Here is a 24,184-nt window from a genome sequence, read left to right as displayed (position 1 = left end):
TGAACACCTACTTCACTTTATCAAGGAAAAATTGAGCACCTTTAAGACCAAGTAGCATCGCTATCACAAAATAGATAGTTTCCTGCTGACCATACGCCAACCCTGCTATTGCAGGCCCAGGACAATACCCTGCCATTCCCCAGCCGATACCAAATAAACTCGCACCTATGATCAGAGGTTTATCTATCGCAGTGTTAATAGGTAGATAAAATTTACTGGCACAAAGAGGTGATTTTCTTCTTAAAGAAAGCGCAAAACCTATGGTCGTTACCAATAACGCGCCTAACATGACAAACATCAATGCTGGGTTCCAATCTCCTGCAACATCTAAAAACGCGATTACCACTGTTGGATTGATCATTTCAGACATCGCTAAACCTAAGCCAAACAAAATTCCAGAAATAATGGCGACTACATTTTTCATACCCTTCCCCTACGCAAGCACATGCTTAATAACAAATACGGTTATGCCAGCGGTCAGCATAAAAATAATCGTGGCACTCAAAGAGCGAATTGAAAAACGCCCTATTCCACATACGCCATGACCACTCGTACACCCACTCCCTATGTATGTACCAATACCAACCAATAATCCGGAAATAATCATAAACCAAGCCGATGGTGGCTGGCGGAACGGCAGTGTAAAAGGATCAAAGAAGTGATAAATCGCAGCGCCAACAACCAATCCTAAAATGAATAACACTCGCCATAGCTTTTCATTAGCCTGATTATCAGATTCTAGTGGTTGTAATATCTTTCCAACAATGCCGCTTATCCCTGCAATTCTGCCTAAGCCTATAAACAACAGTAAGGCTGATAAACCTATTAACATACCCCCTAAAAATGCAGGTAAATAACTGATCAGTGATTCCATTATTAATCTCCTATTTGCGGAAAGGTCACCGGCGATTTTAAATAAACTTGTTGGTCACTTTCAGGTGTTGGAAAGTGACCAGCAGCTATATTCACTTGAATGGCGGGAAGTAATAGCCTAGGTACCGCTAATGAGTGATCTCGAGCCGTTCTAAAGGCAATAAAATCTTGTTTACTATTACCTTCTTTAACATGAATGTTTGCTATTTTTTGCTCTGCAAGTGTTACTTGGCATATTGGCGATCTATCACCTTCTGGATAATCGTGACATAAGAAAATACGTGTATTTTGCGGCAATGCGAACAGCCGCTGAATTGAATTAAATAACATTGCCGCATCGCCCCCAGGAAAATCACACCGTGCAGTGCCAAGGCTAGGATGAAACAGCGTGTCACCAATGAAAGCTGCATCGCCAATTAAATACGTTACACTGTCATTGGTATGCCCAGGCGTTGCGATAACATCAACAGTCAATGAACCAACAGAGAAACTATCACCATCGGAAAAGCACCGATCGAATTGTTCACCTTCAACAGGAAATTTTTCACTTAGGTTATAAATCTTTTTGAACGTTTTTTGCACAACTGCAATACCTTTGCCTATCGCAACTTGGGCGTTGGTATTATCTTTAAGGTATTGCGCTGCCGTCAGGTGATCAGCATGTGCATGTGTTTCAAGTATCCACTCTATCGTTAATTGGTGTTCGTTAACATAATCTAATACCTTGTTTGCACTTTCATAACTGACCTTTCCTGAAGCCTGATCAAAATCGAGTACAGGATCAATAACAACCCCACTACGTTGTTCTGCATCGAACACGACATAGGTGAAAGTACAAGTTTCATCGTGGAAAAAAGAAATAACCACAGGCTTCATCAACACACTCCTTAATAACTACTAGCGCTAGTTTATTCACCTTAGTTATATTAGTCAATGCTAATTTAGCATTGTCTTAATTAAGGTTTTTTGCTATAAATAGTAACGTTACTCATTACGGAGAATTTCATTGCAAGACCCTAGCGCACTAATTAATGCTGCCAAACAAACAGCAGATTTATTGAAGGTAATGGCCAATGAAAATAGATTGATGATCTTATGTACTTTAATGAATAATGAAATGTCGGTAAGTGAATTAAACCAACATATTCCATTAAGCCAGTCAGCTTTGTCTCAACACTTAGCCGTATTACGAAAAGAACAAATTGTTGAAACTCGGCGAGACGCACAAACTATTTATTATTTGGTAAAAAAACCAGAGGTTATCCAACTTTTATCTGTGCTTTATGAGCTATTTTGTCCAGAAGAAGACCATTAAAGTACCGTACATTCCACGAAAATTATGCTGCTTGAGATAAATATCTTTTCCGTATTTTGTGGCACAAAAAATGCTTCCATCTGATACAAGAAAACTGTTTTAACAAAACCGTCAATATTTTGTAAATTTGGAGCGCATTATGGAACTCATTTTATTTGCGATGATCAGCTTGATCATTATTGTTGCTTTATTAGCAAATCGTTTAAATGATACTAGTTTCCCATTTCCTTTTGATAGAAAAGCCACTGTTTTTACTTCCGCAGAAAAGAATTTCCATCGTTTATTAGAACAAGCTGTTGGTGGTGAGTGTCGTGTTATTAACCGAGTAAAGCTTTCTGATATAGTGACGGTAAGAGGCGGAGTTTCACAACGAGCAAGTCAAACTGCACGTAATAAAGCCGATAATAAATATTTAGACTTTGCCATTTGTGATCGTCATAGCATGAAGCTACTTGGCACCATCGATTTAGTCGACACTCAAGGTAAAGGATATAAAGTAAAAAAAGATTGGTTTGTTAGTGGTGCGCTTGAAGCGGCATCAATTCCACACTTACGTATAAAGGTGAAAGCAACCTATTCTGTTGAAGAATTAAAACATTGTTTACAAACACGCTTATTTGCCAATAAAGTAGCGGAGCCTAAAATGAAAGGTCGAGTGATCCCTGCTCCTATGGTTAAAGCTCGAACTAAGGCTGTGCAACCTTCAACGGGTGTGATCACGCCCACAGCAGCACTTGCTGCTAATCAGTTAAACAACGGAAAATTACCTGCGCCTAATATGAGTGCACTGCCCCATTAACATATTCTGAACAAGCCTAAACGTACAGACGTCGTAACCTAGGCCAGGCACCAATAACAAAAAGCGGAAATAATTCCGCTTTTTCATCGCTGTAAAAACCTTTTTTGATATCGTATACTTTCGCCATTAATATTTTCACTAAGGCAAGAAAATGACCGTAGGTATTATCGGCGCAATGGAACCAGAAGTTGCGATTTTAAAAGCAAAATTAATTGATGCACAAACAACAAACATCGCAGGCTATTCTTTTTACCACGGCAAACTAAATAACACCGATGTGGTTATCGTACAATCTGGTATTGGTAAAGTTGCTGCAGCACTTGCAACGGCATTTCTCATCAAAGAATTCTCTCCTAAGTATGTGGTCAATACAGGCTCTGCCGGTGGATTTGAACAATCGTTAAAAGTAGGTGATATTGTTATTAGCAGTGAAGTACGTTATCACGATGTTGATGTAACAGCATTTGGCTATGAAATTGGCCAACTACCAGCAAACCCAGCAGCGTACCTTCCTCACCCGCGTTTAGTCGAAGCAGCAAAAGAGAGTATTTCTTCATTGCCTGACATTCAAACACTTGTTGGCTTGATCACAACAGGTGACACTTTTATGACAAAAGATGACGATATAGCAAAAGCGCGTGCCAATTTTCCCACGATGGCAGCCGTGGAAATGGAAGGAGCCGCAATTGCACAAACCTGTCATCAGCTATCAACCCCTTTTGTGGTAATACGCTCAATGTCAGATATTGCGGGTAAAGAGTCTCCAACGTCATTTGAAGCATACCTTGAAACGGCATCAGTAAATTCTTCCCAGCTTGTCATGAACATGATTGAAAATTTACAAGGCATTACCTTAAACTAAACAAGCCAGATGACAGACTTAATCAACCAACTTACCCCTTTCACTTTGCAACTCATCATTGTGTTAGTTGTACTCGTACTGCAGTCTGTTATTGCTAGTGTACAGATAAAAGGTACCACGCATTTCTTTCGTTTTTACTGCCAACGCCTGTCAGAAAAAGTAAACAATCAGCATAATGGCACACAACAGCAAAAAATTGCAGGTGCAGCAGCTACACTGATCACGGTAATTCCTATCATCATTATATTATGGTTATTTGAAGATTTTGTGGAAGTACCGGTACTTTGGCACAGCTTGTTACTTTTTTTTGCTCTATCTGGCTCTGGCGCACAACGAATGGCCAGCCTGCTTATCACGTCAATAAATAAACAAGAAAACAACTCAGCTAAAGCACACTTACAGCCCTGGGTATTAAGAGACACTTCAACATTATCTAGTATGGGATTATGTAAAGCCTGTATTGAAATGCTATGGCTTAATTATCTACAACGACAATTTTTAGTGATTGTGATTTATTTGCTTATTGGCCCTATTGCCGCAATTTTTTACCGCATTCTGTTAGAGATACATTACAGCTGGAATACGAAAATTGAAAAATATCAATATTTTGGTAAGTTTGTAGGGAAAATTATATCGTTATTACAATGGTTACCTGCGTTAATACTTTCTATTGAATTAAACTTCTTAATGCTCAGTAGAACAAACCGAGCTAACGCACAATCTATCAGCTCACATATATCAAGGTTATCGAGCGATTATTTACTCGCGACTGCCGCTAAAATTAATCACATTCAATTAGGTGGTGTTGCACTTTATCAAGGACAAAAGTTAAGGCGCGTGAGTTTTAATCAGACAGGTTCTCAACCTTCCACCAAAGAGCTATCAAACACGATTAAACAGCTTCAGTTAGTAAAAGCCTTAAACATTGGCATTATTTTCAGTATGCTAGTATTAGCTATGTTCATTTCTATTGCTTCATAAGGCGCTCTGATGAAAACATTTAACCAACTATGTGTATTTATGCTCGTATTGATATTCACAACTTCAATACAAGCTAATGAAACTAAAACCATCTCGGCTCAACAATTACTATCAATAGCAAATGCCCCGAAAGCCGCTCCTCTCATTATTTTAGATGTGAGATCTGAGCAAGAATTTAACGCCGGACATATCGCCAATGCCATAAACATTCCTCATAATGAAGTCGAAAAGCGGTTAAATGAACTAAGCATGCATCAAGATTCATTGATAGTTGTGCACTGCCGTTCAGGAAGACGAGCACAAATCGCTGAGGCAATATTAACCAAACACGGTTTTTCTCAATTACGACACCTGTCTGGTGATTTCAACGGCTGGCAAGCTGATGATCTACCTGTGGTGACAGAAAATACCCAGAGGTAACGTTTTTGCTTTATTGGTTAGATTTATTTGGTATTGTGGTATTTGCGCTTTCAGGCGCTCTTATGGCAGGACGATACCAGCTTGACCCGTTCGGGGTTGTTGTTCTTGCCGCCGTCACCGCCATTGGCGGAGGAACAATCAGAGACGTAATTTTAGACACGCCTGTTTTTTGGGTGGCAAGTCCAATCTACCTTTATGTTATTTTACTTACCGCTATTTTAACCATTATTTTTATACGCCGCCCTACACGTATCCCAAAAAGATTTTTGTTAATATCTGATGCCTTTGGCTTAGCGCTTTTTGCCGTATTAGGCACTGAAAAAGCACTTAGTTTAGGTAGTTCAATAACTGTTGCAATTGTTATGGGCATGATCACCGGTGTTGCTGGCGGTATGATAAGAGATGTACTGTGCAATGTTATACCCCTTATTCTTCGTCAAGAAATATACGCGTTAGCGGCAATGCTCGGTGGTATATTATTTATTGGATTGCAAACGATTGGCTTAACCGAAAATATTTCCCTTATTATTGCCATCGTTGGTGCTTTGGCCTTAAGGTTAGCTGCAATTTATTGGCAGGTATCGCTACCTGCCTTTAATATTGCTGATCAACAACAGTCTAGTCATAAAAATGACTAGAATGCGTAACTAATACCAACGTTTAGCCCTTCCATTTCTAAATCGCCCACATTATGAAATTGATAACTTGCGCTTAATCCCATGCCATTATTCCAACGATATTGCCAACCTAATTCAGCAAATAAGCCTGTTCCATTCTCTTTAAAGGTTTTTTCTCGCATTAGACCGAATTCATAATCGTAAAATTCAGCACCTATTTTGCCATACAGACTATTGTGCTTAGATAGAGGTAGTTCACCACGAATCGCGACAACTACCGAGCCGAAGTCAAAGTCATCAGCGACTATTTCAAAATCATCGCTGTCATCTGAATAACAAATAAACTCATCATCAGCATTTTTACTACATTCCCAGTCATCAATATCTTCTGCGCCGACCAAACCTACTTCAGCAGAAAAATAATGGGTAAATTTATAATTATAGTAAAGGTAAGATTTAGCAACGCCTTGGCTATCAGTATCTTTGCCTTTATAGTCAAGGCCTCCACCGCCAATTTGTAGGCCAACTGAATGTTTAGTATTACTTTCTGCCAAAGTTGGTGTGCTGATACTCGCTAAAACGAGTAAAGAAATAAGAGTGTGTTTCATCATGTTTTCCTATAAGTAATTATTGGAAAACATTATGCCCATAGCAACAAAAAAACACTGTTGTGCAAGTGTCGACAAGTTGTCAATTTTTGTAAAAAAGCGTGCCTTATTTGTAATCAGAGAAGGTAATGGTAAAACTTGTTTTTAATCGTATATCAACGTAAACCATGGTAAATTATCATAACGATTAGCGTTATACTTCAATTCCCCAACCGTCATTATAACCTTCAAATTTAGCAGCTATCTGTTCAAACTGTGCTTCTTGAGCAGTAATGGCATCATAATCTGGTAGCATGTTAACGGTACAATCAACATCCCAAACGTTAGGGGTTTGATCAGGATGTACCTTTACCTGCATATCTGGCGCTTTTTGCTTTAAGTAACTCGCCATTGCTCGAGCTTGCTCTTCTTTTTCAAAAAGTTGAAAAAAAACTACTGGATGAATAATGCTTAAATCAATGCCTGCATTTTGCATTTCAGTTAACACTTGGCCGGTATCGTCGTTTGGAAATGTCATAGGGATTCGTTACATGCTTATTATAAATAAATGTGCGCTGTGATTGATATAATACCAAGAGGTAAAAAGCTCCACTCACGCTTTCCCCATTAGTATACCTTGCTTATATGGCGGCGCTAGTGCTAGTTACGCATTTTTTTAAGCTGACACACATTATCTAAACATACTGCTTCGGTGTTAACACTGACGTTTGGACACGAACCTACTTGTTCAGCTGGCGCAGCTTTTAACAATCGAGATGCGCCAATACCGTTGATCGCGAGCACACAAGACTGATCAGCAAACGATACTTTCACCGCTTTACATTGTTGATGATTAATACACGTTAGATGCTGTTTAATAATTTGATAACTATTGGTTTGCTCAAAAGGTATTGTATGATTCGGGGCAGCATGCACCTTTTGCTCTTGACGCTCAACGGAGTCTGCGTGTTTGAAGTGTTCTTGTTCTAGGTATGCGCGGTTCTTTTCTTCATTGTTTTTAAGCTGGTAACCAATGACAGATATCACCAATAAAAAACCAATAAGAGTCCCTATTATGATCACTAACCATTTCAACATAGATTTACCCGTTTAACGTGGAACGGTATCAAGTAAGCCAATAATTGTTTGTTCAATTTTATCTTGGGCTTCAAGGCTATGATCTCGTTCATTGATTTTCAAATGACTAACACCTCGCCATATCGTTCGATTATGGCTTACATCCACCATATCAAGTATCAATGTGCCAGGTTGCATTTCTTGATGCCTATTTTGTTTTTCAGGCACCTGTACCGGAAGACACGGCAAACAATATTTAACGCCTCTATTATATTTCTTTAATTCAGCTAAGCGATCAACAAGGTGATACGCTACGATGACTTGGGCATTGTCTGGAGATTTATATTGCCACCCTTGATCATCAAAGGCTTTTTCAATGGCAATTTCAATGCTATTTCGCGTTGTATCAGACATATTTTGATAGTCACTAAAAACAGAATTTCTATCATAGAGGCTATACGTAGATAATGCGAAAAAATCGACATTATTGGCATGTTTTGCTTGGTATGTAGGCATTATGCTACACCCTATTAGCGTGCATAAAATGATCAGTAGCGACAGCTTATTTTTCATTATCAAATACAATTAAATACTTTACTACAGGGTAAAGTGATACAGCAAAATATCAAGTATTCTCTTTTTATCTCAACTGTATATCTGGCGAAGTGTCTATTTCGCCATCACTACTTATTGTGGTAATTTTTTCATCAAGTAACATTATCGCTAAGCTAGTATGCGCAGCGTGACGAATACACATCAGTTTATAACCGTATTTAATTAAACTACTTGCTGAAAATTTCTGTGCAATACTCAAGCGTTCCCATAATCCTTCTTGTTGACATTGTTGATGTCTTCTTTCAATCAATGGATCCCTAAACAGGCGGTCTTCCATGGCTGCTCTCAATGTTATTTTATGAAAAGTACGGTCATAAAATAAGCAAGCAGTTTACATTCCAACTATAATTAACACTTAAAAATCAAAAGGATATAAATTAAAATTTTCCTCATGTTCACTACTTGTAAAAATATCTGACAAAAAAGTAAAAAAAAGCCGGCTAAGCCGACTTTCTCATTAACTTAATGTTATTTTTGCAAATTTTCGTTTACCTACTTGATAAACAGCAGTACTACCCGCTTGAATTTTCAACTTATTATCTACAACTTTTTCGCCATCAATTTTCGCGGCCCCTTGCTTGATCATTCGCATCGCTTCAGATGTACTTGTTACAAGCCCTGCCTCTTTAAGTAAGTTTGCGATGGGCAACTCCCCTTGCTCACTTGCAATGGTTTGCTCAGGCATATCATCTGGCATTGCCCCTTTTTGAAAACGCTCGATAAAGGTTTTATGGGCGTTTTCGGCAGCTTCTTGATCATGAAAGCGCGCAATAATTTCTTTTGCTAATTCAATTTTTATATCTCTTGGGTTAGCACCATCTGCAACTTGCTGTTGATAGCCTTCAATTACATCAATAGATTTGAAGCTTAACAATTGATAGTAACGCCACATTAAATCATCTGATGTAGACATGATCTTGCCAAACATATCTGTTGGAGAATCTGTAATACCGATATAATTGTTCAGCGATTTAGACATCTTTTGTACGCCATCTAACCCCTCTAACAATGGCATCATCAATACAGTTTGTGGTCGCTTACCTTCAGACTTTTGTAACTCACGCCCCATCAATAAATTGAACTTTTGATCGGTACCGCCTAATTCAACATCAGCTTCAAGTGCTACTGAATCCCAGCCTTGTACCAATGGATACATAAATTCATGAATCGCAATCGCTTGCCCATTGGTATAGCGTTTTTTAAAGTCGTCACGCTCCATCATACGCGCAACAGTCTGTCGTGATGCTAGTTTAAGCATACCGTCAGCACCAAGTTTATCCATCCACGTTGAATTAAATTCGACGCGCGTTTTTTCAGGGTCGAGTATTTTAAAAACTTGCTCTTTATACGTTTCGGCGTTTGCTAGCACATCTTCTTTAGTGAGTGGTTTACGGGTTACATTTTTACCTGTAGGGTCACCAATCATACCGGTGAAGTCACCAATCAAGAAAATAACCTCGTGCCCTTGCTGTTGAAACTGACGCAATTTATTGATCAGAACAGTGTGACCTAAATGCAGATCTGGAGCTGTTGGATCGAACCCTGCCTTAATTTTTAACGGCTTGCCTGTTTTGAGCTTCTCAAGCAACTCATCTTCAAGCAAGATCTCCTCGGCACCGCGCTTTAATTCTGCAAACGCTTGGCTGACATCTAACATGGTTGGCTCCAATTTGGTGGTTTCAAAAAATAAATAAGGGCAGAATTCTACTGTAAATACGCAACAAGTTAAAACCCTATGATTGTTTATCCGTATAATATTTTGCTATAGTAACCGATGGATGTTGTAATTAAATTAGTAGTGAAGGCTGTATCCATTTGAAAAACATAAAAGATTTATATCTCTCCTTACCTAAACAGCACAAAGTTTTGCTTTCTGCTGCGAGCGTTTTGCTACTTTTTATCTTGCTTTTACCGTCTGAAAAGGCGACAGCAAGTCGTCAATCAGAGCATTCTTCACTAAAAATTGGTGAACGTTACCAGTTACCGCTTCCTGCTGACACACAAAACGCAGATCTTTCTATTGATATAGAGTCGGAACAAACGGCGCAAGAAAATGCGATTGAACAGCACAGTATCCCTCATTTAAGCTGGCACACCGCTAAAGTAAAATCTGGCGACTCGTTAGCAAAAATATTAAAAAGATTTGGCCATAACGCACAAGTAACGCATAAAGTCAGTCATGCAAAAGGTGAATTTGGTAAATTGTTACGTAAAATTAATGTTGGTGACACCTTACAAATTGGCGAAAATGAAAATGGCGATTTAGTTGCTTTAGAATACTCAATATCAAAAACTGAAACGTTATTCATCACTGACTCTGTACAAGGTTTTGTCGCTCGAAAAGAAAAGAAATCAGTTGATACCATTGAGTTCACTGCGCACGGTACAATTAAATCTAATTTTTGGACCGCTGGTGTTAACGCTGGTTTAGACGACGCCCAGATTATCAATCTAGCAAATATCTTCGGTTGGGATATAGACTTTGCATTAGACATCCGTGAAAACGATAGCTTTCATGTTGTTTATGAAAAGCGTTATGTAGAAGGTGAATTTATTGGCACCGGAAAAATTTTAGCTGCAGAGTTCAACAACCAAGGTGATACCTTCCAGGCAATCCGTTATAAAGATGGCCGTTACTATACCCCTGACGGCAGAAGTATGCGTAAAGCATTTTTAAGAGCGCCTGTGTCGTTCAAATATATTAGTTCTAATTTCAAGCCTAGACGCTTTCACCCAATCCAAAAGCGTTGGAAGGCCCACAGAGGTACTGACTACCGCGCAAGTACTGGCACCCCTGTTGTTGCTTCTGGCGACGGAAAAGTAACACACTCAACTTACAACAAATACAATGGTAACTATGTGTTTATTCAACACGGTAATGGCATTGTTACTAAATACTTACATTTTTCTAAACGTGCAGTTAAAAAAGGCCAACGCGTTAAGCAAGGACAAGTTATAGGCTATGTTGGCTCAACGGGTATGTCTCAAGCACCACATCTGCATTATGAATTTTTGTTGAATGGCATCCATCGTAACCCACGAACCGTTCAGTTACCTGATGCTCAACCTATCGATAAAAAGCACGCCAATGAATTTGCTCTTGTGGCGAAACAACGTTTAGCTGAATTAAATACTTCTAAACTCGCGTTAAATAATCTCGAATCGTCAGGTAATCAGGCGCCTTAATCATGCAACGCTATTATATCGGCATCATGTCAGGCACAAGTGCAGATGGTGCCGATTTAGCTTTAGTGGCTTTTGATGAAGCAAAGAAAGGCTGTGAAAAGATCCAACTAATTGGCCATGTATTTCACCCTTATACCGATACATTTCATTCTCGTGTGACCAGTTTATATCAGCCTAAAGGCGACAATATTGATCTTATGGCAAGCTTATCGGTTGAGCTTGCTCACTTTTATCATCAGGCAATCAATGCGTTACTCGAAAGATTTCGTATTACTCGTGAGCAAATCATTGCCGTTGGTAATCACGGACAAACCATTCGTCATCGACCAGAAAAAACCAATATTAATGCTGTGCCTTTTACCCTGCAAATCGGCTGTAATCAAACATTAGCCTGCTTATCCAACCTACGAGTTATTGGTGACTTTAGAACAAAAGACGTTGCATTAGGGGGTCAAGGCGCACCACTTGTTCCCGCATTCCATCAGTTTTTATTTGAAGAACGTGATAATGATACGTTTATAGTGAATTTAGGGGGTATCGCCAATATCACTTACTTACCGAGTTCTAAAGAAAAAAAAGTTCTTGGATTTGATACTGGGCCTGCAAACGCACTACTTGATGCTTGGTGTTACAAGCATTCGCAGCAAAGACATGATAAAGATGGACATTGGGCAGCTTCAGGTAATGTGATCCCTGAATTATTAACGAGTTTACTTGCTGATCCTTACTTCGCTAAGCCTGCTCCTAAAAGCACCGGTCGGGAATATTTCACGTTAGATTGGTTAGCGTTGCATCTAAACCCTGAATGGTTACCAAACGATATTCAGGCAACGTTAGCGCAATTAACAGCCACAACAATTGCCAATGAAGTAAATAAATTATCCCCGAAGAGTTTCGTATATTTATGCGGTGGAGGAATCAACAATTTACACTGTTATAAGTTATTAAAACAACAACTTAAACAACACATCGTCAATAATATTCATTCATTAGGCCTGAATAATCAAGCGTTCGAAGCGAGCGCATTTGCTTGGCTCGCCTACGCTTATGACAAAAAAATCTATAACCAGATACCCGATGTAACGGGGGCCTCAAGACAAACAATCTTAGGAATTGAATTTACCCCCTAACTTTGTATAGACCTACTTTTTTTTCACCATATAATAAATATCCCGCTGTAGAAAAAACATGCGCAACTTGTTCTTAAATTGAACTATTGCATTTATAAAGCGTCAAACAGTTGTGCTGCATTTATCAGCATTTGAGGAGGAAATATGGAGTTTAATGACATTCACATCGGCATGAAGTGTGGTAGTAAAAAAGGTAGTGGTACTGTCACTTGGATTGATGGTTCAACACGTACCATTTACATTGCAAATACCGAAGACAATAATAGCTTTGAAGTGAATTTTGATGAGTTGATTGAAGATCCTCAAGCGCACAATAGAGAAGATACCTTCTATTAATATTTGCGCACCAATCCAAATTGCTAAAACCTCCTTATTTCAGGAGGTTTTTCTTTTTAGCGCCTTCTTCTTTTAAGTAGAGGCGCATATTAACCACAACCACTTAACCCTGCTTTTGTTTAGCTTTTTCTACCATTGCACGTACTTCTGATAACAACGCTTTAGCATCGTAAATAATGCCGTCTTTGATGGTAAAGTTCACGCCGCCTTTTCTAACAGGCTTGTTATTTTCACCTAATTGAAAATGGCCTGTACCATAAAGTACTTTAAAGTTACGCAACGGGTTTTCAGCCACAATCACCATATCGGCTTTCTTACCAACCCTTAAAGAGCCAATATCTTGTTCCAAGCCGAGTGCTTGAGCACCGTTTATCGTTGCCGATTGGATAACTTCTAGAGCATTAAAGCCGGCTTCTCGTAATAACTCTAATTCACGTACAAACCCGAAACCATAAATTTTAAAAATATAGCCAGCATCAGAACCTGTGGTTACTCTGCCACCATTATTCTTATAATCATTAATAAATGTCATCCACTGTTGGTAATTTTTCTTCCAAGCAATTTCATCGTCTGTTGTCCAATCGAACCAATAAGAGCCATGGGCATATTTATTGGGTTGAAAAAACTGCCACAACGTTGGTAAGGTATACTCGTTATGCCAATCAGCGTTCATTTCACGCATTAAATCACGGCTCGCTTCATATATCGTCATGGTCGGGTTAATCGTGAAATCTAATGCGATTAGTTCGTCACGTACCTGTTGCCATTTTTTAGAGCCAGGTTTAGCTGCTTGTTGCCACAAACGACCTGCTTCACCAAATCGATTTTGTTCATCATTGTAGTTATATTCTGGTGAATAATCTTGAATTCGCTGATGTTCAAATAATGCCTCTGGTAAACCGTACCAATGTTCCATGGTTGTTAACCCTAAGCGTGCTGAATCAATCACATTCATGTTCGTTACTTCCAACTGCGCATGATGCATCATTGAACCTAACGACTGCTGTTTTGCTTCGGTTAACGCAGCTTCCATAATGGCTGGAGGTGCCCCAAAAAATTTAATGCCTTTAGCACCACGCTTCGCAATATATTTCACCCATTTTTTAGCCTGTTCAGGTGTAGTTATCGCTTGCTTACTCTCCATGCCAAAGCCTACATATGGAATTATTCTAGGCGCAGCAATTTCATTTTTTTGACTCCGTTTAACATGGTCCATCACCCAGTCAACGCCATTAAAACTTCCTGGCTCTCTTACTGTTGTAATGCCATGCGCTAGCCAAAGCTTAAACACATATTCAGCAGGTATATCATCCGCACTACCACCAATATGGCCATGCATATCGATAAACCCAGGCAGAATATATTGCCCAGATACATCTAACTCAATATCACCTTTTCGCGCTTTAGGGCGGCCACTTTCTTTAATGGGTACACCAGGGTTACCAACGCTGACCATGCTAACAATTCGATCATTTTCGATGACAATGTCCATTGGACCTCGAGCAGGCGCTCCTTCACCATTGACCACAATACCGCCACGCAGTATTAATCTTTCATATGGCCCTTGGCCTACTTTTCTATCTGGAGCTTTGTCACCTGCTCCGGCAAACGCCAAAGCGCAGTAAAACGTCAAAAATAAAATAGTCAGTTTTTTCATTATTATTCTCTTTTAATTAAAACCTTTGAATTGCTATATACTGGGCTTTTTCCTAAGTTAAAAGTAGCAAAGTCATATGCGCTAAAGAACTTTCAAAAGACTAACACAAAATTGATATCATGCTATCTTAATAGGATGATTACGCTGCTTACTGCGATGAAAACTATCGCCAGTTAAGCATAAAAATGCGTTGAAGCATATTTGAGAGCGTATTAAAGTTACGCCCCAAAAACGCTAGAGATCACAAGAATAAGGACACAAATGGCAAATAAATTTTTTCACGAATCATTCAAACCTAGGTTTTGCGACACAGATGCGCTTGGCCACATTAACAATACGATGATCCCCATTTGGTTTGAAGGTGCAAGAAACGAAGTATTTAAATGGTTCACGCCCGATTTAAATTTACAGAAATGGCGCCTAATATTAGCCAAAATAGACGCCACTTTTCATGGCCAAATGTATTATGAATATGAAATGGAAGTTAGAACTTATATTGGCCGAATTGGCAGTTCTTCCTTTGACGTTTATCAAGAGTTATGGCAACAAAACGAATTGAAAGCATCAGGTACAGCTGTAATGGTACATTTTGACTATCAAACACAAAAAACAGCGAAAATTCCTACAGATATCGCTGGAAAAATGACGGAATATTTAAAGAACTAAAATTGGATCTATCGCATTGTAAAGAGCAGTGTTAGAATGGATCTCTTTTCTGTTAACCCAAATAAAACAACCGCTAACGCAAAAGTTACAATTGTTTTATTATCAACAACTTATTAAGTTGTACGAATTATAAAAGTGAGAGAATTACATGGCCAGTCGTGGGATAAATAAAGTCATTATTGTTGGCAACTTAGGGCAAGATCCTGAAGTACGTTTTATGCCAAATGGTAATGCCGTTGCAAACTTTACCGTAGCAACATCTGAAACCTGGAAAGACAAACAAACTGGCGAACAGAAAGAAAAAACTGAATGGCACCGCATTGTTATTTATCAACGTTTAGCAGAAATTGCCGGTGAATATTTAAAGAAAGGCTCTAAAGTATATTTAGAAGGTCGTTTGCAAACACGCAAGTGGCAAAACCAACAAGGCCAAGATCAGTACACCACTGAAATTGTTGCAAATGAAATGCAAATGTTGGATTCAAGAGGCCAAGGTCAAGGTGGTTATCAGCAGTCTTCTTCGGCACAACAAAGCGGTGGATTTCAGCAACAGCAGCCTGCTGCACCACAGCAACAAGCCGCTTATCAGCAACCTGCACAACAACAGCAGGGTTATCAACAACCAGCGCCTCAACAGCAACAAAGTTACCAACAACCATCGCAAAGTACGCCACAAAGTGGCTCGCAATCAGGTTATCAGCAGCAGCCTGCACAACAACCTGCCCAGCAAGGTGGCTTTCAGCAACAAAATCAGTCAAACGCGAAGGTAAACCCTCAAGAACCAACTATTGATTTTGATGATGACATTCCGTTCTAAATGGAATATTTACAGAGTGTAAAGAAAAGGTGAGCGAAATCTCACCTTTTTTCATTTATAAGCAATAACTTATGTATAATTACCTTTTTAAATAAATGTAAACTTTACTAAGTTTTCAATGTAATTCTAAATTCCTTATCAAGCAGTAAACCTAAGTACCATTATTTAGATATAAATGGGAATTAACATTATTCATACTGAAGCTCACTGAAAAGCGCTAACATAAGCTCATCTTCTAAAACCTCATATGGAAGATTTACATATCATTTAGAGTGTCTTTGTTTTTCAATCATAATACTTGATATTCAGTTAGGGATTTTAATGAACACTTGTAGCTGACGTTAGACTTTCAATAAATAACGACAGCTCACAGCTAGTATCGTCATTAACTGAATTCGAATTCAAGGTAATTTAATAGCACTAACATTTAGGTGACGATTGGATGATCTTATTGACATAACTATCTGAAAAATATAATGTCAATTAAAAGCTAGCTAACTTTGCAATATTAAATAATAAAATTACAGGACGTAATAATGAGTGATGAAGTTAAGGCGTTAAAATCAGAACTAGCGTTAGTAAAACTTCAGTTTAGTGAAAGAGTAAATTCTGTTGAAGCTCGACTAAATGAACTCATCGAAAAGGAAAGTCATCAACAGAGTGAACAAAATCAATCTGTCACTATGATTGAAAAAAGTATCCCAGCTCCAATACAAAGTGAAGCTCAGGTAAATGAAGTTTTGTTAGCTAAAACAGCGGATGAATTCCTAGCGATTAATAGCCAAGTAGAAGATTCAAAACCTGCCAAGCCATCATTTATTACTATTTTTTTCCAAGTCATTCTATCTTCATTATTCGATTGGCTCTCTCCTGTTACTAAGATATATCAATCATATAAAGAGCGCGGCATGCTTGGTATTTTTATTCTTACTATTGTAGGGATAGGGTTAACCTTAGCGGGCTTTGGTTACTTGATGCAACTACTCATTGACCAACTTGGTGCTGGCTCTAAATCATTATTAATGTGTATTGCTGCAATACTAGTGATGGGAGTAGGAATAGGCTTAAAGGTCAAAACTAGGTTTGGTGAGTTTGCCACTGCGATTGTTACTTTAGGCATATTATTGTCATATAGCACTATATATTTTTCAGGCAGTGTCTACGGGATAATCCCTAATATTGCCGTGTTATTCTTATACTTGTTGATTGCGCTAGTTTGCCATTTATTAGCTATGTGGTTGGACACTAAGATTGTGGCTGGTTTGGGGATTATAGGTATTGCCACCATGCCTATTTTGTCGAATACCATTCAAATAGAGCCTTTTTATTATTTATTTTCTTTGGCATTTGTAACCTCTAGTAGTTTGATATTAGCTTATCGAAGAAGTGAGCCGTGGCTTGCTAATTTAAGTTTAGCTTTTTGTATCGTTGCATTAGAGTGGACCATTGGGGTTGAAACAGTAAACGTTTCAGCTTGGTTAGTAGATTTATTTTACTTACTATTCTTTGCTTACATAGCAATTACTTTATTTAGAAATAAAGAATCAAATCATAAGGTGCTAGTCTTGTTAGCAGCTTTAGTCGGCTCAACCGTATTCTTTTTCTTTCAAGCGAGTGAGCTATTTTCAACTCAGATGAGCGCTAGTCTTTCACTGAATGCTGTGGTTGCTGCGGGTGTCAGTATCCTCTTCTTTAAAATTAGACACAATCTAACTCATTTTCTTATTTTATTATCTGCATTGTGGGTAGTCTTAGCTGTTATTAGTACAATTAGCGATGCCTATTGGGGAATCGCATGGGCAGTTGAAGGGCTATTATTGTTTTATATTGGTCGAAAATATGTAATGACTTCGGTAACTAATCAAGGTCAGATTTTAATAGCTCTGGCTCTTGTATACTGCTGGTCAGCATTAGTTATGTATTTTCCATTACCTGCGTTAAGGTCAGTTGATGGTTGGATCTTGTCGATTGTGATTGTTGCTGTCATCGGTATTTGGCAGCGACTGCTAAATAATTCAGAAGTTTTTGATGAGCTGACTCAGAACAAAATCAAACCTTTCTTACAGCTACTCGAAGTTGTTTGGTTATCTATATTACTAATCGCTAGTTCAAATATATGGATAGGTGATTGGACTGGTTCGTTTGTTATCTTATTGCAGTTAGTTTGGTTATTTAGAGCAAAACAATGCAAGCAAGTATCCATCGAAATTTTTACTGCTGCATTAATTTTAGTTCCATTATTCTACGCCTATATTGGAGTATTAATGGTTGATAGTTATCGTTTTATGATGTTGCCACTTTTTGCCAAGATTTCTGTCATCTCTGCTTTTATCCAATTGTGGTTGTGGTCTGCATTTTATCGAAAATATAAGCCAGATAGCGTAATAAAAGGTGTTGCAGAATCTGCACGGATTTTATTCTATATGTTGCTTCCTGTGTGTTGGGTTGGTTTAACAATACGAAGGCTAGATGAAAATGCTTTAATTATTCTTTGGTTGTCACCCCTTTTAGCATTCTTCCTTGCTAAAAGGGTTAAGAACAAATTAATAGTTAAAGAAACAAAAATGCTTACTGTGTTAGCTAGTCTTGCTTTTATCGTACTTGTAGGACAATTGAAGCTTTTTTATAGCCTAATAGCATTAGCTGGATTCATAGTTCTCTATGGTGTTGCTTTCTACTTTGACAAAAAGATGTCCGGATATGAACTTTGCCAATTCATCTGTAGTTGGGGACTTGTATCTCTAGGTTTTTCAATTCCAAGTATTATCGGGTTCCAAAGTGGTAGCTTACTAATTGGGCTTCTTGTAACGTCAATTTTTTGGGTTACCTATTTAGGGGCGCTTAACCTTTTTGAACACTTAAAAAGAAATGAAGTATTTATAATTTTTATCAACGTAGCATTAATTTTTGCTTCATGGTGGTTAACTTCTTCAAATGTAATGTACGTGTTTATACCCGTTATATTCATGATCGGTGCCCTCTATCAAAAGAATTCCTTACTTATAAATACGCGATTAGGCACTTCATTAGGTCTAAATTTTGAGTTATTTCTTCACTCCATCGCTGCTATTACCTATATCACACTTTTTGTTGCGCTTGTAGATTATCGTTTGGACTTGTTAATTGCTCCAACATTAGCTATTCATGGCGCTCTTATTTTGTTTATGGAGGACAGACGTGTTTTTACCGTTAAGTATAGTTTTGGTTTGATTTTATTAGGTATCATTAAATTGGCATTGATAGATGCTGCTAATGCACTACTTTGGCAAAAAGTGGTTCTATTTATGGGAATAGGTGTCTTTATTTTAGCTGCATCATTTTGGTATCAGAAACTGGTAAGTAAAGCCGAGCCTGAACTTAAATAAACTTAGGCGATCACTATTTTAGTTAAACGAAAAAATAAGGATGAATTTCTATGTCAAAAGAAAAATCTACAAATGATATTGCTTTTAGACTACGTAGGTTATGGAAAGGCACCATCTATTGAGTTTATGCTGGCGCATGATCCTAGCTATTCGATTGACAATATACGTTTCACCTGCTTCACGCAAATCTGCGTGTATCCAAGGATTGCCGTAAGTACCACCACTGGCCACATAAAACCTTTTAATAAGCTTGAGCAAACGATTATCTTCGATTGCTCTGTCACTTAAGGGCTTTTTAAACATGCATAAAAGCCGCTACGGTTTAATTTAAAAAGGCGACACATAGCTTTGCTAGAAAACTCGTTTCGGTGATTACGTATGAAGCCGTACTTTACTCGAGGTTGCTGGCAAAGTACCTTGCGGCCTTTTTTAGAATGTCCCGCTCCTCCGTAACTCGCTTTAATTCAGCTTCAAGCTTAGCGATTCTTAATTGTTCATCTGATGATTTAGTTTGTTTAGGTTTCTCTGATAACTGGCTGCGCCAGTGATATAACGTTTTGGTACAAATACCTAATCGCTCTGATACTTCAGCAACTGAATAACCACGGTCAGTGATTTGTTTAATTGCTTCTATTTTAAATTCTTGGGTATACCGTTTGCCTTTGCTCATAAACACCTCTAGTTGAAGTTACAATGTAACTTATTTGGTGTCTAGTAAAGTCTGGGAAGTCCATAAATTAATCTTCTAAGTTTTGGGAAATCTTGAAGGGGAACAAACCATTCTTGTTGTGAAGAGTGATTGTTTCGATTAGTGTATGATTTACTGTAATTTTTTGAAATCTTATGAGTTTGTCTATGCATAGAACATATACTACTTCACAAGGTAGCATGGCTTGCAAGGTCTCACAAATAAGCTGTAAAATTTCAATAGTTTCCAAAGAGATAGAGGTGTTGGTGAATAACATAAAATTAAAATCACTAAAGATGGGGAAGATATACATCTCTTTCAATAGCGGACTGAATTACATTTTAGGTAGGAATGCTTCTGGTAAAACCACGATTTTTAATGCTATCAGGTATGCAATTGGGTTAGATAAGTCTTTTTCACATAATTCGTTTTCTAGTATCGAATTAGTCATATTAGTCAATGAACGAGAAATTCGTTTCACCAGAGAAGTGGGCAGTCTACTTATAAGAACTACTGAAAAAGATTTGATACAAGAAATTAAAGCCCAAACTTTGGAGTGGGATAAGTACCTCAAGGCTCTCCTGTCTTTTGAATATATTTACCAAAGTAACAGTGAATCGGCTCTACCAATATTGGATTTTTGCTTTCTATCAGAAATGAAAACTACAAATCGACGTAAACAATGGGAAACGGTTAATTCAATATGCGGAATTAACACTTCCATGTTTAGAGTTGTGGAAAATGACATTTTAGCTCTAAGGAAAGAAGTAGATCAAAATAAAAAATACAAAGCCGTAATTGAAGAGTTTTCAAATAAATTGGTTACTAATTTGAATAATAACAATCAATTAAGTAACTCAATCAATAGCGTCGGAGAAATTAAGGAGGAGTTTTTTAATTCTTATGATGAGAAAGAGAAATTATTGTTAAATGCAATCTTAAAGTTTGACGAAATTAAAGATACATCCAATAAAGAGTTGGCTATTAAATTATCTGAAATTGAATCTACATTTCTTAACCTTAACAATCACACAGGATTTCATAAAGAAGAATTTGAAGGTTTAGAAAATTTCATTAAAGAGAAAAGCACCTTTATGTCATTTGGAGCCGAAACTTACTCTAGGTTTTTGATAATTTTATCTATTGCAATAGTTTCTCAAGGGGGCAGCCTGAATTTCCCTAACTTTATCGTTAGTGATGGCTATTTATCTTCAAATGACAACTTTACCTATTCAAACGCGATAACGCTCTTAGAAAGGTTAACCACAAATAACAAAAACCTTCAGTACATTGAATTCACAAATAGGCAAGATGTTCCTTCTGAGCACGTTGTGTTAGATTTATATGCTCAAGGAGACATACATGGCTGCTAACAATAATAAAATGAAGCTTTCTGAAAAAATAACACTAATAGTCTCTATTCTTAGTTTTTTAGTAGCTTTCTTAGGGTTTATTTTTAGCGAGAGTATTTTAGGTTTAAGTAAAAGCGTAGAAGTAATATCAATAACAGAATCCACAAACTTAAACTCTTTAACAAGTGAAAATGGCTATATAGATACTTTAACTCTTAAGAATATAGGGAATAAAACATCGAAAGATATTAAGTTAATTTTAACTTTTTCACGTGAAGTTCCAAAATATGAATTGTTTAGTGATGAAGATGTAGTAAAAAAAGAAGCAGGTAAGCATAAACTTCAAATCTCGCTTAATAGGTTAGCTAACAATTCAAAGCTAAAATTGGTTATGTTTTCGGAAAACAAACTTAGCTACCAAACTCATTACATTGATGATAATGGGAAAAGCGAGATTACTGAGTTTAGTGGCGTCACTTCTCGTAACTATTGGGATGTTCTACCTATGTTTGTAGTTGTGATATCGATGGGAGTCATAGTCTGGATTTTTAGAAGGACATCTAATAGTAACATTGAAGCAGCTTTAGAAAGCCATCAAAGAGACTTCCAAGAGAAGCTGAGAGAAATTAAAGATGAAATTGGTAATATCGAGGTCACAATAACCCCGACAAGTGGGATACCAACTGACACGGGTGGCTCAGATGAAAGGGGCATTACACAACGTCTTGTTGATTTAATTAAAATATAACAACACGCCCTGAGGTGGACAGCAAGTATTAAAACTTACTTTCCACCGCATACTTTAATAAAGGTGATCCCTTACGTTTCAGTGCTTCTAGGTCAGTTGATTCATCATAAGTGATCTTCCCCAAATAATGTACTAAAAATAAGTTCAGAAATACCAGCTAAAGCCTTTTCAGAATTTGGTAATTACAACATAGTAATTAATTCAGTTAACATTGATTGTAAGAAAAAATTCTATTTGAACATACAAGATGTAAATCAATTGATAAATGTTTTACGCATAACTGAATCTGATGAACTGAGCCAAGATGAGCTAAAACCTCACCTTCCGTATCTTAATGAATTACTTAACTATCTTTTTGCATTTTTGTGTAGCAAAAAACTATTTTCTGATTTAGCTGTTCGACGCCTTATTCAGTATGACTTTAAATTGAATTTCGAGAGTGAACTTATCTGTGAAACGAATGCTAAGCGAGTAATTTTATGAAGCGGCTATTCGTAGATATGGATGACGTTATTTGCGATTACAGCAGCGCTTATCAGAAAGCTTTGAAAAATAATCCAGAAATACGCTACCCCCAATCGCAATTTGATTTTTTTAGAAAACTAGCTCCCGTAAAAGATGCTATCGAGACTTTACAAACTCTAGATGCATCATTGAAATTTGACATATATATTCTCACTGCCCCAAGTATCAAAAATCCGTTATGTTACCTAGAAAAAAGAGTATGGATCGAAGAGCACTTAGGTTCTCGATATACAGAAAATCTGATCATAAGTCCAAACAAAGGGCTTTTTATTGGTGACATTTTGATAGATGACCACATCTGCGGGGCTGGTCAAGAAAATTTCAACGGTAAATTAATGCACTTCGGTTGTGAACAATATCCAAATTGGAGTGTGTTGAACGAGGAGTTGAATTTGATATGAACATCAAAAAGTGTCAAAAATGAGGATAAATTGGGTGCAATTATTGTTTTTATTTACAATTTACGAAAGAAGTGTAAATAAACTTTTTCCGCTCTTTGAATTAATTCGTGTTTTTGTCAATCAAAACCAAGTGTTGGAGTGTGACTCACTCACACACTCTGTCATTTTCGACACGTAAACTACCATTTTAATTGGTGGCACAATTAAAACTAAAACCAACAAAAAACCCAGCACTTTTGCTGGGGTTTCTTATTTCGCTTATCCAAGAAATTACGCGAGCCTAATAATTTCTACCTGCAATATCGTTATTAAACGTTTCTATCGCGCCTCGTTTTTGCATGGTGACAAACACTTGCTTACCATCTTTACCACCAAAGGCGATGTTCGTTGGATGCTGGCCTGTTAAGTTAATTGTCTTAATCAACTTACCTTTTGGTGATAGAACCGCAATAACACCGGCACCATATCTAGCAATATACAGATTACCTGCCTTATCGGTTCTCATGCCATCCATTCCATGGTCTTCGAAATGATGAAAAAGCGTTTTATTACTAATATTCCCTTTAGCATCTAGGTCATATCGCCAAACATTTCGTTGTACACTTTCATTCACATACAAGGTTTTATTATCTGGGCTTACTTCAACACCATTTGTGGTACCCATCTCTTTTTCCAGTAATGAGGTTGAACCATCAGTATTGATACGCCAAAGATTACCTGAGTTTTCCGCCCAATTTGGGTCACTCGCAAACAAAATGCCATTATCCATAATGGCGATATCATTAGGTTGATTCATCTGATCATTATGAGCATAAACCTTAACATCTTCGCTATTTTTCTCTAACGCTAGAATATTATGGTTAACATAATCAGCAATATACATGGTTCCAGCTTTGTCGAAACGAATACCATTACCAATAGAGCCATCAGTTAATGTGATATGAACCATGGCATTATTTCTTGCGGTAACTTTACCAATAGTGCCTTGCTTTTCGAAATTAACGGCATATAAGTGACCAGATTGATCAACTGCAGGCCCTTCAACACCTTGAGTGAAACTTTGCTCGGGCATCCAGTCTGTGGTGTCTGTTCCTGCTGTACATGCTAAAGAACTTAAGAGAATAAATTTACCGATAACTAGCTGTTTATAATTCATATATATTATTT

General features: G+C 37.6%; 28 protein-coding genes. 15 read left to right on the top strand and 13 right to left on the bottom strand.

The annotated features are described in order from the left end of the window. Positions 1-7 precede the first annotated feature (7 nt). Genes Q4489_RS14240 through Q4489_RS14230 form a run of 3 tightly spaced genes read right to left on the bottom strand, consistent with a single transcriptional unit; the run spans position 8 to position 1,749 of the window. Complete coding sequence (locus Q4489_RS14240; RefSeq protein ID WP_303481433.1) at positions 8-424, bottom strand: DUF6691 family protein; 417 nt, start codon at positions 422-424, stop codon at positions 8-10. Between the two features lie 9 nt (positions 425-433). Beyond that, positions 434-874, bottom strand: coding sequence for a YeeE/YedE family protein (locus Q4489_RS14235; RefSeq protein WP_303481431.1), 441 nt, complete (start codon positions 872-874; stop codon positions 434-436). 2 nt (positions 875-876) lie between these two features. Continuing rightward, a complete protein-coding gene (locus Q4489_RS14230; protein ID WP_303481429.1) occupies positions 877-1,749 on the bottom strand; it encodes an MBL fold metallo-hydrolase in 873 nt (290 codons plus the stop codon). Between the two features lie 130 nt (positions 1,750-1,879). Between Q4489_RS14230 and Q4489_RS14225 the strand changes: the two genes are divergently transcribed. From Q4489_RS14225 to Q4489_RS14200, 6 genes are all read left to right on the top strand, one after another. After that, on the top strand, positions 1,880-2,188 hold the full coding sequence (locus tag Q4489_RS14225; RefSeq protein WP_303481428.1) for a metalloregulator ArsR/SmtB family transcription factor: 309 nt from the start codon (positions 1,880-1,882) through the stop codon (positions 2,186-2,188). A 139-nt stretch (positions 2,189-2,327) separates the two neighbouring features. Further along, entirely contained in the window at positions 2,328-2,987 is a 660-nt protein-coding gene (locus tag Q4489_RS14220) for a DUF2726 domain-containing protein (RefSeq protein ID WP_303481427.1), read from the top strand. Between the two features lie 151 nt (positions 2,988-3,138). Continuing rightward, entirely contained in the window at positions 3,139-3,849 is a 711-nt protein-coding gene (gene mtnN / locus Q4489_RS14215) for a 5'-methylthioadenosine/S-adenosylhomocysteine nucleosidase (protein ID WP_303481426.1), read from the top strand. A gap of 9 nt (positions 3,850-3,858) precedes the next feature. Then, entirely contained in the window at positions 3,859-4,830 is a 972-nt protein-coding gene (locus tag Q4489_RS14210; RefSeq protein WP_303481425.1) for a cobalamin biosynthesis protein, read from the top strand. Between the two features lie 9 nt (positions 4,831-4,839). Continuing rightward, positions 4,840-5,250 (top strand): rhodanese-like domain-containing protein, encoded by a 411-nt coding sequence (locus Q4489_RS14205; RefSeq protein WP_303481424.1) that lies wholly within the window; start codon positions 4,840-4,842, stop codon positions 5,248-5,250. Between the two features lie 5 nt (positions 5,251-5,255). Beyond that, on the top strand, positions 5,256-5,888 hold the full coding sequence (locus tag Q4489_RS14200) for a trimeric intracellular cation channel family protein (protein WP_303481422.1): 633 nt from the start codon (positions 5,256-5,258) through the stop codon (positions 5,886-5,888). Here Q4489_RS14200 and Q4489_RS14195 read toward each other — a convergent pair. The 6 genes from Q4489_RS14195 to tyrS form a co-directional block, all read right to left on the bottom strand. Then, complete coding sequence (locus Q4489_RS14195; RefSeq protein WP_303481420.1) at positions 5,885-6,478, bottom strand: outer membrane beta-barrel protein; 594 nt, start codon at positions 6,476-6,478, stop codon at positions 5,885-5,887. The genes Q4489_RS14200 and Q4489_RS14195 overlap by 4 nt on opposite strands. Positions 6,479-6,668: 190 nt before the next feature. Then, positions 6,669-6,992, bottom strand: a complete 324-nt coding sequence (locus Q4489_RS14190; RefSeq protein WP_303481418.1) for a ribonuclease E inhibitor RraB — start codon at positions 6,990-6,992, stop codon at positions 6,669-6,671. 122 nt (positions 6,993-7,114) lie between these two features. After that, positions 7,115-7,552: a hypothetical protein gene (locus tag Q4489_RS14185; RefSeq protein WP_303481416.1), complete on the bottom strand. Its 438-nt coding sequence runs from the start codon at positions 7,550-7,552 to the stop codon at positions 7,115-7,117. A gap of 12 nt (positions 7,553-7,564) precedes the next feature. Next, a complete protein-coding gene (locus Q4489_RS14180) occupies positions 7,565-8,047 on the bottom strand; it encodes a DUF4136 domain-containing protein (RefSeq protein ID WP_303481414.1) in 483 nt (160 codons plus the stop codon). 124 nt (positions 8,048-8,171) lie between these two features. After that, positions 8,172-8,423 carry a hypothetical protein gene (locus Q4489_RS14175; protein ID WP_303481412.1) on the bottom strand — a complete coding sequence of 84 codons (252 nt, stop codon included), beginning with the start codon at positions 8,421-8,423 and terminating at the stop codon, positions 8,172-8,174. A gap of 180 nt (positions 8,424-8,603) precedes the next feature. Continuing rightward, positions 8,604-9,803, bottom strand: a complete 1,200-nt coding sequence (gene tyrS / locus Q4489_RS14170; protein ID WP_303481410.1) for a tyrosine--tRNA ligase — start codon at positions 9,801-9,803, stop codon at positions 8,604-8,606. A gap of 158 nt (positions 9,804-9,961) precedes the next feature. Here tyrS and Q4489_RS14165 point away from each other — a divergent pair, with 158 nt between their 5' ends. The 3 genes from Q4489_RS14165 (at position 9,962) to Q4489_RS14155 (ending at position 12,798) form a co-directional block, all read left to right on the top strand. Continuing rightward, the gene (locus Q4489_RS14165; protein WP_303481408.1) at positions 9,962-11,332 is read left to right on the top strand and encodes a peptidoglycan DD-metalloendopeptidase family protein; all 1,371 of its coding nucleotides are present in this window, start codon (positions 9,962-9,964) and stop codon (positions 11,330-11,332) included. Positions 11,333-11,334: 2 nt separating this feature from the next. Then, the gene (locus Q4489_RS14160) at positions 11,335-12,462 is read left to right on the top strand and encodes an anhydro-N-acetylmuramic acid kinase (RefSeq protein ID WP_303481406.1); all 1,128 of its coding nucleotides are present in this window, start codon (positions 11,335-11,337) and stop codon (positions 12,460-12,462) included. Between the two features lie 144 nt (positions 12,463-12,606). Beyond that, on the top strand, positions 12,607-12,798 hold the full coding sequence (locus tag Q4489_RS14155; RefSeq protein ID WP_303481403.1) for a hypothetical protein: 192 nt from the start codon (positions 12,607-12,609) through the stop codon (positions 12,796-12,798). Positions 12,799-12,901: 103 nt separating this feature from the next. Here the strand turns inward: Q4489_RS14155 and Q4489_RS14150 are convergent, their stop codons facing one another. Beyond that, positions 12,902-14,455: an amidohydrolase family protein gene (locus tag Q4489_RS14150; RefSeq protein ID WP_303481401.1), complete on the bottom strand. Its 1,554-nt coding sequence runs from the start codon at positions 14,453-14,455 to the stop codon at positions 12,902-12,904. A 261-nt stretch (positions 14,456-14,716) separates the two neighbouring features. On the opposite strand from Q4489_RS14150, the gene Q4489_RS14145 reads away from it, so the two are divergent. From Q4489_RS14145 to Q4489_RS14135, 3 genes are all read left to right on the top strand, one after another. Further along, positions 14,717-15,121, top strand: a complete 405-nt coding sequence (locus tag Q4489_RS14145) for a thioesterase family protein (protein ID WP_303481399.1) — start codon at positions 14,717-14,719, stop codon at positions 15,119-15,121. Positions 15,122-15,269: 148 nt separating this feature from the next. Continuing rightward, positions 15,270-15,938 (top strand): single-stranded DNA-binding protein, encoded by a 669-nt coding sequence (gene ssb, locus Q4489_RS14140; protein ID WP_303481397.1) that lies wholly within the window; start codon positions 15,270-15,272, stop codon positions 15,936-15,938. A gap of 536 nt (positions 15,939-16,474) precedes the next feature. Next, the gene (locus Q4489_RS14135) at positions 16,475-19,303 is read left to right on the top strand and encodes a DUF2339 domain-containing protein (protein WP_303481395.1); all 2,829 of its coding nucleotides are present in this window, start codon (positions 16,475-16,477) and stop codon (positions 19,301-19,303) included. Between the two features lie 84 nt (positions 19,304-19,387). On the opposite strand, the gene Q4489_RS14130 is transcribed toward Q4489_RS14135, so the two are convergent. Then, on the bottom strand, positions 19,388-19,606 hold the full coding sequence (locus Q4489_RS14130; RefSeq protein WP_303481392.1) for an IS3 family transposase: 219 nt from the start codon (positions 19,604-19,606) through the stop codon (positions 19,388-19,390). Positions 19,607-19,694: 88 nt separating this feature from the next. Beyond that, positions 19,695-19,973 (bottom strand): transposase, encoded by a 279-nt coding sequence (locus Q4489_RS14125; protein ID WP_303481390.1) that lies wholly within the window; start codon positions 19,971-19,973, stop codon positions 19,695-19,697. A gap of 185 nt (positions 19,974-20,158) precedes the next feature. Between Q4489_RS14125 and Q4489_RS14120 the strand changes: the two genes are divergently transcribed. From Q4489_RS14120 to Q4489_RS14110, 3 genes are all read left to right on the top strand, one after another. Then, positions 20,159-21,364, top strand: a complete 1,206-nt coding sequence (locus Q4489_RS14120) for an ATP-binding protein (RefSeq protein WP_303481388.1) — start codon at positions 20,159-20,161, stop codon at positions 21,362-21,364. Beyond that, entirely contained in the window at positions 21,354-22,091 is a 738-nt protein-coding gene (locus tag Q4489_RS14115; RefSeq protein WP_303481386.1) for a hypothetical protein, read from the top strand. The genes Q4489_RS14120 and Q4489_RS14115 overlap by 11 nt, the downstream gene beginning before the upstream one ends. 500 nt (positions 22,092-22,591) lie before the next feature. Beyond that, entirely contained in the window at positions 22,592-23,017 is a 426-nt protein-coding gene (locus tag Q4489_RS14110; RefSeq protein WP_303481384.1) for a hypothetical protein, read from the top strand. A 280-nt stretch (positions 23,018-23,297) separates the two neighbouring features. Here the strand turns inward: Q4489_RS14110 and Q4489_RS14105 are convergent, their stop codons facing one another. Continuing rightward, positions 23,298-24,173, bottom strand: a complete 876-nt coding sequence (locus tag Q4489_RS14105) for an SMP-30/gluconolactonase/LRE family protein (protein ID WP_303481382.1) — start codon at positions 24,171-24,173, stop codon at positions 23,298-23,300. Positions 24,174-24,184: the final 11 nt, after the last annotated feature.

It is taken from the genome of Thalassotalea sp. 1_MG-2023 (assembly GCF_030546745.1).
In the GTDB taxonomy this organism is placed as follows: Bacteria; Pseudomonadota; Gammaproteobacteria; order Enterobacterales; family Alteromonadaceae; genus Thalassotalea_C.
Note: the sequence above shows the minus strand (reverse complement) of the source record. Positions and strands in the feature narration are given on the sequence as shown.

Coding starts and splice junctions, on each gene's coding strand:
- Q4489_RS14205 (WP_303481424.1), top strand. CDS start 4,840: ATGAAAACATTTAACCAACTATGTGTATTTATGCTCGTATTGATATTC.
- ssb (WP_303481397.1), top strand. CDS start 15,270: ATGGCCAGTCGTGGGATAAATAAAGTCATTATTGTTGGCAACTTAGGG.
- Q4489_RS14160 (WP_303481406.1), top strand. CDS start 11,335: ATGCAACGCTATTATATCGGCATCATGTCAGGCACAAGTGCAGATGGT.
- Q4489_RS14220 (WP_303481427.1), top strand. CDS start 2,328: ATGGAACTCATTTTATTTGCGATGATCAGCTTGATCATTATTGTTGCT.
- Q4489_RS14240 (WP_303481433.1), bottom strand. CDS start 424: ATGAAAAATGTAGTCGCCATTATTTCTGGAATTTTGTTTGGCTTAGGT.
- Q4489_RS14145 (WP_303481399.1), top strand. CDS start 14,717: ATGGCAAATAAATTTTTTCACGAATCATTCAAACCTAGGTTTTGCGAC.
- Q4489_RS14230 (WP_303481429.1), bottom strand. CDS start 1,749: ATGAAGCCTGTGGTTATTTCTTTTTTCCACGATGAAACTTGTACTTTC.
- Q4489_RS14110 (WP_303481384.1), top strand. CDS start 22,592: ATGGATGACGTTATTTGCGATTACAGCAGCGCTTATCAGAAAGCTTTG.
- Q4489_RS14185 (WP_303481416.1), bottom strand. CDS start 7,552: ATGTTGAAATGGTTAGTGATCATAATAGGGACTCTTATTGGTTTTTTA.
- Q4489_RS14190 (WP_303481418.1), bottom strand. CDS start 6,992: ATGACATTTCCAAACGACGATACCGGCCAAGTGTTAACTGAAATGCAA.
- tyrS (WP_303481410.1), bottom strand. CDS start 9,803: ATGTTAGATGTCAGCCAAGCGTTTGCAGAATTAAAGCGCGGTGCCGAG.
- Q4489_RS14105 (WP_303481382.1), bottom strand. CDS start 24,173: ATGAATTATAAACAGCTAGTTATCGGTAAATTTATTCTCTTAAGTTCT.
- Q4489_RS14210 (WP_303481425.1), top strand. CDS start 3,859: ATGACAGACTTAATCAACCAACTTACCCCTTTCACTTTGCAACTCATC.
- Q4489_RS14180 (WP_303481414.1), bottom strand. CDS start 8,047: ATGCCTACATACCAAGCAAAACATGCCAATAATGTCGATTTTTTCGCA.
- Q4489_RS14150 (WP_303481401.1), bottom strand. CDS start 14,455: ATGAAAAAACTGACTATTTTATTTTTGACGTTTTACTGCGCTTTGGCG.
- Q4489_RS14130 (WP_303481392.1), bottom strand. CDS start 19,606: ATGTTTAAAAAGCCCTTAAGTGACAGAGCAATCGAAGATAATCGTTTG.
- Q4489_RS14235 (WP_303481431.1), bottom strand. CDS start 874: ATGGAATCACTGATCAGTTATTTACCTGCATTTTTAGGGGGTATGTTA.
- Q4489_RS14125 (WP_303481390.1), bottom strand. CDS start 19,973: ATGAGCAAAGGCAAACGGTATACCCAAGAATTTAAAATAGAAGCAATT.
- Q4489_RS14155 (WP_303481403.1), top strand. CDS start 12,607: ATGGAGTTTAATGACATTCACATCGGCATGAAGTGTGGTAGTAAAAAA.
- Q4489_RS14115 (WP_303481386.1), top strand. CDS start 21,354: ATGGCTGCTAACAATAATAAAATGAAGCTTTCTGAAAAAATAACACTA.
- Q4489_RS14175 (WP_303481412.1), bottom strand. CDS start 8,423: ATGGAAGACCGCCTGTTTAGGGATCCATTGATTGAAAGAAGACATCAA.
- Q4489_RS14120 (WP_303481388.1), top strand. CDS start 20,159: ATGCATAGAACATATACTACTTCACAAGGTAGCATGGCTTGCAAGGTC.
- mtnN (WP_303481426.1), top strand. CDS start 3,139: ATGACCGTAGGTATTATCGGCGCAATGGAACCAGAAGTTGCGATTTTA.
- Q4489_RS14135 (WP_303481395.1), top strand. CDS start 16,475: ATGAGTGATGAAGTTAAGGCGTTAAAATCAGAACTAGCGTTAGTAAAA.
- Q4489_RS14195 (WP_303481420.1), bottom strand. CDS start 6,478: ATGATGAAACACACTCTTATTTCTTTACTCGTTTTAGCGAGTATCAGC.